Origin of the sequence: Herbaspirillum sp. C7C2, from assembly GCF_022627865.1 — a bacterium.
Taxonomy (GTDB): domain Bacteria; phylum Pseudomonadota; class Gammaproteobacteria; order Burkholderiales; family Burkholderiaceae_D; genus Herbaspirillum; species Herbaspirillum frisingense.
In genome coordinates this window covers 40,444-52,320 of sequence record NZ_JABXGI010000023.1, presented here as the reverse complement: position 1 = coordinate 52,320, position 11,877 = coordinate 40,444, and the positions used below count along the sequence as shown (strand labels likewise).

Genomic DNA, 11,877 nt, shown 5'->3' with positions numbered 1-11,877 from the left:
TTGTGTTCTTTTCCCAAAAAATATCGATAATTACTGCTCGCAATTTCTCCTTATCTGCTACATGGACACCACCCGCATCGACAAATGGTGCTGGGCCGCACGCTTCTTCAAGACGCGTTCGCTGGCCACTGAAGCCGTGGATCGCGGCCGCATCAGGCTCAACGGCGAGCGCACCAAGCCGGCCCACAGCGTCAAGCCTGGGGACCGCCTGGACATCGACAACGGCGCCACCGAATGGGAAGTACTGGTCATCGGCATCGCCGACAAACGCGGTTCGGCGGCGGTCGCGGCCACGCTCTATCAGGAGACCGAGGAGAGCGTCCAGCGTCGTGCGACCCAGGCCGAACGCCATCGCCTGTTCCGCGAACCCTCGGCTGAAATCAAGGGCCGTCCCACCAAGCGCGACCGTCGGCTGCTGGATCGTTCCTCGTCCTGAGCCGGCAGGGCGGCCGCCACCGCGCCACAAGCTCGTTGTAAGATAAGGGCCGCTGTCCATGGCCTGTCTTTTCTCCAACGTAGGTGTGAAGGTGCAGATGTCCCAGGTAGTCCCCTCCGAATCCGCACAGCCGATGCCGGTGGCGCGGCCGCTCCGCAAGGAATGCCCGCCCGGTGCCTGCGATTGCCAGCGCGAAGCGCTGCTGGAGTGCCTTCATGCGCCCGAGGCGCGCGTGCTGTGGCTGACCCGCGAGGAAGAAAAGCGCCTGATCGAACGCATCACCCGGGTGACGACCTATGACGAACTGCTGCACGTGGGCAGTCTCATGCGCAAGAATCTCGGCATCCATCTGCATATCAGTCCCGGTCCCAACGAAGTGCGCACCGTGCGCGGCCTGCAGATCCACCTGGCTGAACAGCCAGGCCTGTGCCGCAAGACCCGCGATACCATCCCGGCGGCCATTCGCAAGTGCCTGGAAAACAACCCCACCATCGTCTATGCCCTGCTGGACGCCCACGACCTGCTGGGTGCCACCAGCGCCCCGCCCGGGGCTTCCTGAGGGCTTGCCGGGCAGCAAAATCGCCCTTGCAAGCCGCGCTGAATTTTTGTTTGACTTTTGCAGCGCGATGAATAATAGTACGATCGTTCGAATAAATTCTGCGTGAAGGTTTATTCACGTCGCGCAGACAGGGTACAAGACAGCGGCCGCCGAGCCGCACCCGCCGAACCGGTTCCTTCCCGTCGCGACCTGACGACGGATATCAAAGAGATAACGATGACTGAGACAAGCAAGGTGACCACCGCGCCCACCCGGCCCAAGTATCTGCGCAAGGGTGAGCAGACCCGTGCCGCCATCCTGGATGTGGCCCTGGAACTGGCCAGCCGTGACGGCCTTGAAGGGCTGACCATCGGCTTGCTGGCCGAAAAGATGAAGATGAGCAAATCCGGCGTCTTCGCCCATTTCGGCTCCCGCGAGGACTTGCAGATCGAGGTCGTGCGGCTGTATCACAACCGCTTCGAGCAGGACGTGTTCTATCCCTCCATCAAGGAACCACGCGGCCTGCCGCGCCTGGAAGGGATGTTCGCGCGCTGGATCAAGCAGGTTACGGTGGAAATCGCGCTGGGTTGCATCTACATCAGCGGCGCGGTCGAATACGACGACCGTCCCGGTGCCATCCGCGATCACCTTGTGGCCATGGTCCAGGCCTGGCGCGATGCGCTGGAGCGCTGCATCAAGCAGGCCATGGAAGCCGGCCATCTGCGGCCCGACATCGAGGTCAGCCAGATGGTCTATGAAATGTATGGCCTGATCCTTGCCCTGCACCACGATGCGCGCTTCCTGCACATTCCCGGCAGCGTGGAGCGTGCCGAGGCCAGCTTCCGCCGCCTGATCGACAGCTACCGCCCGCAAGGCAGCGACAGTGCCAGCAACAGCACCAGCAACGGTGCCACCCCCGCCAGGAATTCAAAATCGGCTGCCAGGAAGGCAGCCTAAACCCGTCCGGAGACATTCATGCCCCAATACAACGCCCCCTTGCGCGACATGCAATTCGTGCTGCACGAGCTGCTCAATGTCGAGGAAGTGTTCAAAGAACTGCCACCGCATGCCGACACCAACCGCGAGCTGGTGGACCAGGTGCTGGAAGAGGGCGGCAAGTTCGCTTCGCAAGTATTGTTCCCGCTGAACCATTCGGGCGACCGCGAGGGTTGCCATTTCGATCGCGAGACCAAGGCCGTCACCACGCCCAAGGGTTTCAAGCAGGCCTACCAGCAGTACGTGGAAGCCGGCTGGGCGGCGCTGTCCTGTGATCCCGAATTCGGTGGCCAGGGCCTGCCGCTGACGATCAACAATTCCTTCTACGAGATGCTGAACTCGTCCAACCAGGCCTGGACCATGTACCCCGGCCTGTCGCACGGTGCCTACGAGTGCCTGCACGCGCACGGTTCGGAAGAACAGAAGCAGCTCTACCTGCCCAAGCTGGTCTCGGGCGAGTGGACCGGCACCATGTGCCTGACCGAAGCGCATTGCGGTACCGACCTGGGCCTGCTGCGCAGCAAGGCAGAACCCCAGGCCGACGGCGCCTACAAGATCACCGGCAACAAGATCTTCATCTCGGCCGGCGAAAACGACGTCTCCGCCAACATCATCCACCTGGTGCTGGCACGCCTGCCGGATGCTCCGGAAGGCTCCAAGGGCATTTCCCTGTTCCTGGTACCGAAGTTCCTGCCCAACGCCGATGGTTCGCTGGGTGCGCGTAATCCCATCTTCTGCGGTGCCATCGAAGAAAAGATGGGCATCCACGGCAACGCCACCTGCCAGATGAACCTGGACGGCGCCACCGGCTGGTTGATCGGCCAGCCGCACAAGGGTCTGCAAGCCATGTTCGTGTTCATGAACGCGGCCCGCCTCGGTGTGGGCATGCAGGGCCTGGGCCTGACCGAAGTGGCCTACCAGAACGCCCTGGTCTATGCCAAGGACCGCCTGCAGATGCGCAGCCTGTCCGGCATCAAGGCCGCCGACAAGCCGGCCGACCCGATCATCGTGCACCCCGACGTGCGCCGCATGCTGCTGACCGCCAAGGCCTTCGCCGAAGGTGGTCGCGCCTTCACCTCCTATGTCGCTCTGGAACTGGACAAGGAACTGAGCCACCCCGACGAACAGGTCCGCAAGGATTCTGCCGATATCGTGGCCCTGCTGACCCCGGTGGTGAAGGCCTTCCTGACCGACAATGCCTGGACGGCGACCTCCGAGTGCCTGCAGGTCTATGGCGGCCATGGCTACATCGCCGAATGGGGCATGGAGCAATACGTGCGCGATGCCCGTATCAACATGATCTACGAAGGCACCAACACCATCCAGTCGCTGGACCTGCTGGGCCGCAAGATCCTGATGGACAACGGCGCCAAGCTGAAGAAGTTCGGCGCACAAATCCAGGCCTTCGTGGAAGAGCATGGCACCGATGAGTCCATGTCCGAATTCATCACCCCGCTGGCCGACATCGGCGACAAGGTGAGCAAGCTGACCATGGAAATCGGCATGAAGTCCTTCGCCAACCAGGACGAAGCCGGTGCCGCCGCCGTGCCTTACCTGCGCGTGGTGGGCCACCTGGTGTTCTCCTATCTGTTTGCGCGCATGGCCAAGATCGCGCTGGAAAAGCAGGGCAGCGGTGACGCCTTCTACACCGCCAAGCTGGCCACGGCGCGCTTCTACTTCGCCCGCCTGCTGCCGGAGACCGCCATGCTGATCCGCCAGGCCCGCTCTGGCGCGGCCAACCTGATGGCCCTGGACGCCGAGTTGTTCTGACCGCAACACCACGCCGCCGCCGGGTCTGTTGTCCCGCGGCGGCGTTGATCTACCGCAATGTGTCCCGGCATGGCGTCATGTCGGTGTCACCCCTGCAAGGCATGCTGTGACCTTCTGCCGGAAGGCGTACAGTAGTCGCTCGCACCGGCGGTGCGGCAGCCTGCCAGGCCCCGAATTCATGTTTCATGTTTGCAGCACCAGCAAAGGAGATTTGCGTGTCCAATTTCATCGTCAAAAAAGTGGCCGTGCTCGGCGCCGGCGTCATGGGTGCCCAGATTGCCGCCCACTGCATCAATGCCCGCGTGCCGGTCGTGCTGTTCGACCTGCCGGCCAAGGAAGGCCCGAAGAATGGCATCGTGCAACGCGCCATCGAAAACCTGAAGAAACTCAGCCCGGCCCCGCTGGGCAACAAGGACGACGCGGCCCTGATCCAGGTCGCCAACTACGAGGATGACCTGGCCGTGCTGGAAGGCTGTGACCTCATCATCGAAGCCATCGCCGAGCGCATGGACTGGAAGCATGACCTCTACAAGAAGGTCGCTCCGCACATCGGCCCCAAGGCCATCTTTGCCTCCAACACCTCGGGCCTGTCGATCAATGCGCTGTCTGAAGGTTTTGATGCCGGCCTGAAGGCGCGCTTCTGCGGTGTGCACTTCTTCAATCCGCCGCGCTACATGCACCTGGTCGAACTGATCCCGACCCAGTCCACCGAACCGCACATCCTCGACCAGCTGGAAGCCTTCCTCACCACCACCCTGGGCAAGGGCGTGGTACGCGCTTTCGATACCCCCAACTTCGTGGCCAACCGCGTGGGCGTATTCGGCATCCTCGCCACCATCATCGAAGCCGACAAATACGGTCTCTCGGTGGACGTGGTCGATGACCTGACCGGCGCCAAGCTGGGCCGTGCCAAGTCCGGCACCTTCCGCACCGCCGACGTGGTGGGTCTGGACACCATGGGCCACGTCATCCGCACCATGCAGGACAACCTGAAGGATGATCCCTTCTTCTCTTCCTATACCACCCCGCCGCTGCTGGCCAAGCTGGTCGAGCAGGGAGCACTGGGCCAGAAGAGCGGTGCCGGTTTCTACAAGAAGGTGGGCAAGGACATCCTGCGCATCGACCCGGCCAAGGGCGATTACGTGGCGGGTGGTGCCAAGGCCGATGACATCATCGCCCGCATCCTCAAGGAAAAGGATCCGGTCAAGCGCATGAAGGCGCTGCATGATTCGACCAATCCTCAGGGTCAATTCCTGTGGGCCATCTTCCGTGACGCCTTCCATTACATCGCCGTGCACCTGGAATCGGTGGCCGACAACGCCCGCGACCTGGACTTCGCCATGCGCTGGGGCTTCGGCTGGAGCGTCGGTCCCTTCGAGACCTGGCAGGCCGCCGGCTGGAAGCAGATTGCGCAATGGGTGAAGGAAGATATCGATGCCGGCCGCGCGCTGTCCAATGCACCGCTGCCGGACTGGGTCTTCGATGGCCGCGACGGCGTGCACTCGGAGAAGGGTTCCTGGTCGCCCTCGAAGAAGGTCGATGTGGCCCGTTCCGAACTGCCGGTCTACCAGCGCCAGGCCTTCCGCGCCCCGCTGGTGGGCGAAGGCGCCGCCGACGGCAAGAGCGCCGGCACCACCTTCTTCGAAGACGAATCGGTGCGCATCTGGCATCAGAACGACGATGTCCTGATCCTGTCCTTCAAGACCAAGATGCACGTGATCGGCCAGGGTGTCATCGACGGCATGAACAAGGCCGTCACCGAAGCCGAGCAGAACTTCAAGGGCCTGGTGATCTGGCACCCGGATGCGGCCGAAGGCGGCGCCTTCTCGGCCGGTGCCGATTTGCAGTCGATGCTGCCGCTGTTCATGTCCGGTGGCGTCAAGGCCATCGAACCGGTGGTGCACCAGCTGCAGCAGGCGCACCAGCGCCTGAAGTACGCCAGCGTGCCGGTGATCGCAGCTGTCGCCGGCCTGGCCCTGGGCGGTGGTTGCGAACTGTTGCTGCATACCGCCAAGCGTGTGGTCTCCATCGAGTCCTACATCGGCCTGGTGGAAGTCGGCGTGGGCCTGATCCCGGCCGGTGGCGGCCTGAAGGAAGCGGCTGTGCGTGCCGCCAAGGAAGCCAAGGGCAACGACATCCTGCAGTTCCTCAAGGAATACATGCTGGCCGCGGCCACTGCCAACGTCTCCAAGTCGGCACTGGAAGCCCGCAAGCTGGGTTATCTGCGCGAGGATGACGTGATCGTCTTCAACCCGTATGAATTGCTGCATGTGGCCAAGGTGGAAGCGCGCGCGCTGTTCGACGCCGGCTATCGTCCGCAACTGCCGCCGCAGGTGCCGGTGATCGGCCGCAACGGCCTGGCCACCATCATGGCGCAGCTGGTCAACATGCGTGACGGCGGCTTCATCTCGGCCCACGACTTCAAGCTGGGCAAGATGATCGCCGAGACCGTCGCCGGTGGCGAAGTGGAAGAGGGCAGCATCGTCAACGAACAATGGCTGCTCGACATCGAGCGCAAGTTCTTCATGGAGTTGCTCAACCATCCCAAGACGCAAGAGCGGATCATGGGGATGATGCAAACCGGCAAGCCAGTCCGCAATTAAAGAACGCTCCCTCCCCTTCAAGGGGAGGGTTGGGGTGTGGGGATGGGTTGAAATGCAAGGCCAGACCAACGAATTCACAAAACTTGCAGCCAAGCAGCTGCGCAAGACCATGACCGAAGCCGAGCAAAGGCTCTGGCATCGTCTACGCGGCCAGCAGCTTGACGTGAAATTTCGCCGTCAGCACCCCTTTGAAAATTACGTACTCGATTTTGTCTGTCTGGAACGGCGCCTGGTGATTGAAGTAGACGGCGCGCAGCATGTCGGCAATCAGGATGACGAGAACCGGACAGCGAAATTGAATCAGGCAGGCTTCACGGTTCTACGCTTTTGGAATAACGAAGTATTGAATGAGACGGATGTGGTCGTTCAGGCAATCTGGAATGCATTGAACCCATCCCCACCCCAGCCCTCCCCTTGAAGGGGAGGGAGAGTCCAAGGAGATTTTGTAATGAGCAAACAACTGCAAGACGCCTACATCGTCGCCGCCACCCGCACCCCCATCGGCAAGGCGCCGCGTGGCATGTTCAAGAACACCCGTCCGGACGACCTGCTGGTGCGCGCCATCCAGTCCGCCGTGGCGCAGGTGCCCGGCCTGGACCCCAAGCTGATCGAGGACGCCATTGTCGGCTGCTCCTTCCCTGAAGGTGCGCAAGGCCTGAACATGGCGCGTAACGCCGTGTTGCTGGCCGGGCTGCCCAATACCATCGGCGGCGTCACCATCAACCGTTACTGCGCCTCCGGTATCACCGCCATCGCCATGGCTGCCGACCGCATCCGCGTCGGCGAAGCCGATGTCATGATCGCCGCCGGTGCCGAGTCGATGTCGATGGTGCCGATGATGGGTTTCCACCCCTCCATCAACATCAATGCCTTCAAGGATGAGAACGTCGGCATGGCCTACGGCATGGGCCTGACCGCCGAGAAGGTGGCACAGCAGTGGAAGGTCTCGCGCGAAGCGCAGGATGAATTCGCGCTGGCCTCGCACCAGAAGGCCATCGCTGCCCAGCAGGCTGGCGAATTCAACGACGAGATGACCGCGTTCGAGATCGTCGAACGCTTCCCCAACCTGGGTACCGGCGAGATCGACATCAAGACCCGCACCGTCAGCCTGGACGAAGGTCCGCGTGCCGATTCGAACCTGGCCGCGCTGGCCAAGTTGAAGCCGGTCTTCGCCGCCAAGGGCAGCGTCACCGCCGGCAACAGCTCGCAGACTTCCGACGGTGCCGGCGCGCTGATCATCGTCTCCGAGAAGATCCTCAAGCAATTCAACCTGACCCCGCTGGCGCGCTTCGTCTCCTTCGCCGTGCGTGGCGTGCCGCCGGAGATCATGGGCATCGGTCCCAAGGAAGCGATTCCGGCAGCGCTGAAGGCCGGCGGCCTGACCCAGGACCAGATCGACTGGATCGAACTGAACGAAGCCTTCGCCGCCCAGGCGCTGGCCGTCATCGGTGATCTCGGCCTGGACCCGAGCAAGGTCAACCCCATGGGCGGTGCGATTGCTCTGGGTCACCCGCTGGGCGCCACTGGCGCCATCCGTGCGGCCACCACCATCCATGCACTGCGCCGCAAGAACCTGAAGTACGGCATGGTGACCATGTGCGTGGGCACCGGCATGGGCGCGGCGGGCATCTTCGAACGCGTCTGATCTGCATGCACAAGCGCTGATGAAAAGCCGCACCGCTCACGCCGTGCGGCTTTTTCATTGGTTCCTGCTTGAGCTTCAAACAAGCTAAATCATTTACAAAATTCAAGGAGACCGCGCAGATGGATATCCAACTGAGCAAGGCCGATGGCATCCTGAGCATCCATTTCGACCGTGAAGACAAGAAGAACGCCATCACCGCCGCCATGTACCAGCAACTGGCCGATGCCCTGAAGGAAGCCGAGACCGACAGCGCCGTGCGCGCCATCCTCTTCACCGGCAAGCCACAGGCCTTCTCGGCCGGCAATGATCTGGAAGACTTCCTGAAGAACCCGCCCAAGACCCAGGACGCGCCGGTGTTCCAGTTCCTCTGGCAGATCAGCCATGCCAGCAAGCCCATCGTGGCGGCGGTCTCGGGTGTGGCGGTCGGTATCGGCACCACCCTGCTCATGCATTGCGACCTGGTCTATGCGGCGGACAATGCCAAATTCTCGATGCCCTTTACCCAGCTGGGGCTCTGCCCGGAAGCCGCCTCTTCACTGTTGCTGCCGCATATCGCGGGATATCAGCGTGCCGCCGAGAAGCTCCTGCTGGGCGAAGCCTTTGGCGCCGACGAGGCCGCGCAGATGGGCTTCGTCAATCGCGTCCTGCCGCTGGAAGAATTGCTGCCCTATGCGCAAAAGCAGGCTGCCAAGCTGGCTGCCCTGCCGGCCGCTTCGATCCGCGTGACCAAGCAATTGATGAAGAAGAACCGCGTCACCGCCACCGAGCAGCAGATGGTGACCGAGATCGAACACTTCGCGCGCATGCTCACCGAGCCGGAAGCCAAGGAAGCCTTCACCGCCTTCTTCGAGAAGCGCAAGCCGGACTTCAGCCGGTTTTCCTGAGCCAGCAGGCGGCGGGCTGTCCTCGGATGGTGCGTCGCTACTTCCAGCTGCTCTTTCCCGTCGCAATCACAGCCACCGGATCGCTGCGCTGCCCATAAGGATGGCGCAGCACGATGCGGCTGGCGAACTTTTCAATGCCGATCTCGTCCTCGAGGAGTCTCTCCATCAACTCCTGGAACAAGGACACCGTGGGGGAGATGATCTTGAGCAGATAATCGTAGCCCCCGCTGACGTTGTAGCACTCGACGATCTCCGCATATCTGGCCGCACCTTGCTCGAACTTGCGGAAGTCGGCCGGGCGATGGCTGCCGAGTGTAATCTCGGAAAACACCACGACATGGCTGCCCAGTTTCTCCAGCGCGATCTGTGCGCCGTAACCTGCGATGACACCACTTTCTTCCATGCGTTTGGTGCGGGTCAGACAAGGGCTGGGGCTCAGGTTGACCGCTTCGGCCAGTTCCACGTTCGAACAACGCCCCTCGCGCAGCAGGTGTTCGAGAATCTTGATGTCGGTGCGGTCGATTGGGTCTGTGGGGCGCATGGGAAGATCTTATCACCGCAGCTTCGCTGTCAACGGCTGGCCGAGCCGGTCCTGGCTTGCGTCAGCGATTCGTCCAGCGCATCGATCACCATGCCGGCCTGATCCTTCGTCAATACCAGCGGCGGTCGTATCTTCAATACGTTATGTCCCATCGCGCAGGCGCTGAGCAGCACGCCCTTGTCGCGCATCCGGTTGACCACCTCGCTGGTAAGGCTGCGGTCTGGTGTACGCGAGCGGCGATCGGAGACCAGTTCCACGCCGACGAACATGCCCGCGCCGCGCACGTCGCCAATCGCCTCATGACGTTCTGCCAAGGCGGCGATACCGTCAAGCAAGATCGATCCTACCTCGTGCGCGTGGTCGATCAGGCCCTCGCGTTCTATGGTCTTGAGTACTGCAAGTGCCGCTGCGCAGGACACGGTATTGCCACCGAAGGTATTGAAGTAACGCGAGCGCTGGCCGAATTCCTGCAAGGCGTCGGCCGTGGCCAGCAGACCTGCAACCGGTTGCCCGTTGCCCATCGGCTTGCCCATGGTCACGATGTCCGGCACCACGCCGTGGCGCTGGAAGCCCCACATGTGCTCACCGGTGCGACCAAAGCCGGGTTGCACCTCGTCGGCGATGAAGAGGCCGCCGGCGCGCTGAATGGCCTGTACCGCTCCCTTGAGGAAGCCTGCCGGGCCGGGCAGGATGCCGTCGCTGGTAAAGAGTGAGTCGACGATCAGTGCTGCTGGCTGGATGCCGTGGCGTTGCAGGTCGGCAATGGCTGCCTCCACATCGCGTGCAAAGCGTTCGCCCAGATACTGCCCTTGAGCGTGATAACTACGCGGCGCCGGCACCAACCGTACATGCGGACCAAGGTTGACCGTGGCGCCCAGCGAGGGGGAGAACTGCGAGACGGCGTCGGTGATACCGTGATAGGCGGTATCGGTCACGATCACCCCGCTGCCCCCGGTGCGCACTTTGGCGATGCGATAGGCCAGATCATTGGCTTCGCTACCGGTGCAGGTCAGCATCAGGTGTGCAAGTGCCGTTTCCGGTACGGTGGCGAGAAGCCTTTCGGCCAGTTCCAGAATGGTTTCGTGCAGATAGCGGGTATTGGTCGCCAGGGTTTGCACCTGCTGGCAGATCGCCTCGGTGACTGCAGGGTGGCAATGCCCAAGGGAGGTCACGTTGTTGTAGACGTCGAGGTAACGGCGTCCCTGCGGATCAATCAGCCAGACACCCTCGCCACGCACGATCTGCAGCGGATGCTCGTACATCAGGCGATAGGCCGGACCCAGCAGCGCGTCACGGCGTTTGATCAGGGCCTCGGTCACGGGACCGACGTCGGTTCGGCCGGGGATATAGGCGTTGACCATGTTCAGGTCGGTGGTGCTCTTCATGGAATTCTCCTGTTGCGGATTTCTGAAAGCAGGCGGTCGCGTGCGTCCTGGCGCGAGAGGTCGGCCAGTTGCCCCAGTGCCTCCCAGGCTGCCGGGTTGTGGCGCATGATGTAGGCCCGGTTATGGGGGTAGCGTGCTGCACGCCACTCCGAGATCAGCGCCGTGATCAGGTGGCGCGTGGCCATCAGGTCGGTGACGATCTCCTGCTCGGGACCGGTGAGCGGCAGCAGAGCGTGATAGGCGCCCACGAACTGTGCCGGACCTTCGAAAGGATCGGTGTTGCCCGTCATGTGGAACGCCGCTGCGGTACCCACCTCGCCCACCAATGGCGCATGCAGCATGTCGCCGAAATCGATGATGCCGGTGATGTGCTCCTGTTCCTGGGGCGCCACCAGGACGTTGTAGAGATGGTAGTCATTGTGGATGACCTGCGTGCGCACCTGTGGCAGGAGAGGCAGCACGTCCTGTTCGAAGCGAGTCATGAAGCGCTGTGCCAACAGACGGCGGCCTGGATCGATCAGGCCTTCCATCTTGGCCGCCAGGCGGTGCGCGGTCGATACGTTCCATAGCAGGTCATGATGCGCGCCCGGATGCGAGAAGTCGCGCAAGGCCAGGTTCAGTTTCGCCAAACCGCTGCCCATGGCGCGCCGCTGACCAGCTGTGCGAATGGTCTCCTTGATCTGCACGCCGTCCAGGTAGGTCAGCATGCGTACCGTACAGACGTTGCCATCATCAAGGCGGACGCGTTCGGAGGTTCGCCCACCCAGCGTGCGCACTACCCGCGGGATCGGAAGTTCGGGTGCGACGACCGCAATGTGCTCAAGCGCGGCAATCTGGAAATCCACCACCGTGGGCTCTTCGGAAGGATTGCTGATCTTGAGCACATGGCGCAGTCCATCTTGGCCGTCGATGCGGCAGTTCTGGTCACGTTCGCCAGCCAGCACCGTGACCTCCCCGTCGATGCCGTAGAGGCCAGAGGCGAGCTTGTGCAGCGTGGAGAGGGGAATCGCCGGCGCGGCCGTGCTCAATGCTGCAGTTTGATCAAGAGCTTGCTGATGCATCATGGGTCTCGCTTGGAG

At 62.4% G+C, this 11,877-nt stretch carries 11 protein-coding genes; 8 read left to right on the top strand and 3 right to left on the bottom strand.

All coding sequences use genetic code 11. From position 1 onward, the window contains the following. Positions 1–61 precede the first annotated feature (61 nt). The 8 genes from HWE04_RS21175 (at position 62) to HWE04_RS21140 (ending at position 8,872) form a co-directional block, all read left to right on the top strand. Entirely contained in the window at positions 62–436 is a 375-nt protein-coding gene (locus tag HWE04_RS21175) for an RNA-binding S4 domain-containing protein (protein WP_006464123.1), read from the top strand. 97 nt (positions 437–533) lie between these two features. Next, a complete protein-coding gene (locus tag HWE04_RS21170; protein WP_077235906.1) occupies positions 534–995 on the top strand; it encodes a hypothetical protein in 462 nt (153 codons plus the stop codon). Between the two features lie 216 nt (positions 996–1,211). After that, the gene (locus HWE04_RS21165) at positions 1,212–1,931 is read left to right on the top strand and encodes a TetR/AcrR family transcriptional regulator (protein WP_241813630.1); all 720 of its coding nucleotides are present in this window, start codon (positions 1,212–1,214) and stop codon (positions 1,929–1,931) included. 18 nt (positions 1,932–1,949) lie between these two features. Next, positions 1,950–3,740, top strand: coding sequence for an acyl-CoA dehydrogenase C-terminal domain-containing protein (locus HWE04_RS21160; RefSeq protein ID WP_241813629.1), 1,791 nt, complete (start codon positions 1,950–1,952; stop codon positions 3,738–3,740). Between the two features lie 215 nt (positions 3,741–3,955). Further along, on the top strand, positions 3,956–6,343 hold the full coding sequence (locus HWE04_RS21155; RefSeq protein WP_241813628.1) for a 3-hydroxyacyl-CoA dehydrogenase/enoyl-CoA hydratase family protein: 2,388 nt from the start codon (positions 3,956–3,958) through the stop codon (positions 6,341–6,343). A 52-nt stretch (positions 6,344–6,395) separates the two neighbouring features. Further along, positions 6,396–6,761, top strand: coding sequence for an endonuclease domain-containing protein (locus tag HWE04_RS21150; RefSeq protein WP_241813627.1), 366 nt, complete (start codon positions 6,396–6,398; stop codon positions 6,759–6,761). A gap of 30 nt (positions 6,762–6,791) precedes the next feature. Continuing rightward, positions 6,792–7,988 carry an acetyl-CoA C-acyltransferase gene (locus tag HWE04_RS21145; RefSeq protein ID WP_006464118.1) on the top strand — a complete coding sequence of 399 codons (1,197 nt, stop codon included), beginning with the start codon at positions 6,792–6,794 and terminating at the stop codon, positions 7,986–7,988. 119 nt (positions 7,989–8,107) lie between these two features. Beyond that, positions 8,108–8,872: an enoyl-CoA hydratase gene (locus tag HWE04_RS21140; RefSeq protein ID WP_006464117.1), complete on the top strand. Its 765-nt coding sequence runs from the start codon at positions 8,108–8,110 to the stop codon at positions 8,870–8,872. A gap of 37 nt (positions 8,873–8,909) precedes the next feature. Here HWE04_RS21140 and HWE04_RS21135 read toward each other — a convergent pair whose 3' ends face one another. The 3 genes from HWE04_RS21135 to HWE04_RS21125 are packed head-to-tail and all read right to left on the bottom strand — an operon-like array spanning position 8,910 to position 11,862. Next, a complete protein-coding gene (locus HWE04_RS21135; RefSeq protein ID WP_241813626.1) occupies positions 8,910–9,413 on the bottom strand; it encodes an Lrp/AsnC family transcriptional regulator in 504 nt (167 codons plus the stop codon). Between the two features lie 29 nt (positions 9,414–9,442). Continuing rightward, complete coding sequence (locus HWE04_RS21130) at positions 9,443–10,798, bottom strand: aspartate aminotransferase family protein (RefSeq protein WP_241813625.1); 1,356 nt, start codon at positions 10,796–10,798, stop codon at positions 9,443–9,445. Next, positions 10,795–11,862 (bottom strand): phosphotransferase, encoded by a 1,068-nt coding sequence (locus HWE04_RS21125; protein ID WP_241813624.1) that lies wholly within the window; start codon positions 11,860–11,862, stop codon positions 10,795–10,797. The genes HWE04_RS21130 and HWE04_RS21125 overlap by 4 nt, the downstream gene beginning before the upstream one ends. Positions 11,863–11,877 lie beyond the last annotated feature (15 nt).

Coding starts and splice junctions, on each gene's coding strand:
- HWE04_RS21175 (WP_006464123.1), top strand. CDS start 62: ATGGACACCACCCGCATCGACAAATGGTGCTGGGCCGCACGCTTCTTC.
- HWE04_RS21170 (WP_077235906.1), top strand. CDS start 534: ATGTCCCAGGTAGTCCCCTCCGAATCCGCACAGCCGATGCCGGTGGCG.
- HWE04_RS21165 (WP_241813630.1), top strand. CDS start 1,212: ATGACTGAGACAAGCAAGGTGACCACCGCGCCCACCCGGCCCAAGTAT.
- HWE04_RS21160 (WP_241813629.1), top strand. CDS start 1,950: ATGCCCCAATACAACGCCCCCTTGCGCGACATGCAATTCGTGCTGCAC.
- HWE04_RS21150 (WP_241813627.1), top strand. CDS start 6,396: ATGCAAGGCCAGACCAACGAATTCACAAAACTTGCAGCCAAGCAGCTG.
- HWE04_RS21145 (WP_006464118.1), top strand. CDS start 6,792: ATGAGCAAACAACTGCAAGACGCCTACATCGTCGCCGCCACCCGCACC.
- HWE04_RS21140 (WP_006464117.1), top strand. CDS start 8,108: ATGGATATCCAACTGAGCAAGGCCGATGGCATCCTGAGCATCCATTTC.
- HWE04_RS21135 (WP_241813626.1), bottom strand. CDS start 9,413: ATGCGCCCCACAGACCCAATCGACCGCACCGACATCAAGATTCTCGAA.
- HWE04_RS21130 (WP_241813625.1), bottom strand. CDS start 10,798: ATGAAGAGCACCACCGACCTGAACATGGTCAACGCCTATATCCCCGGC.
- HWE04_RS21125 (WP_241813624.1), bottom strand. CDS start 11,862: ATGATGCATCAGCAAGCTCTTGATCAAACTGCAGCATTGAGCACGGCC.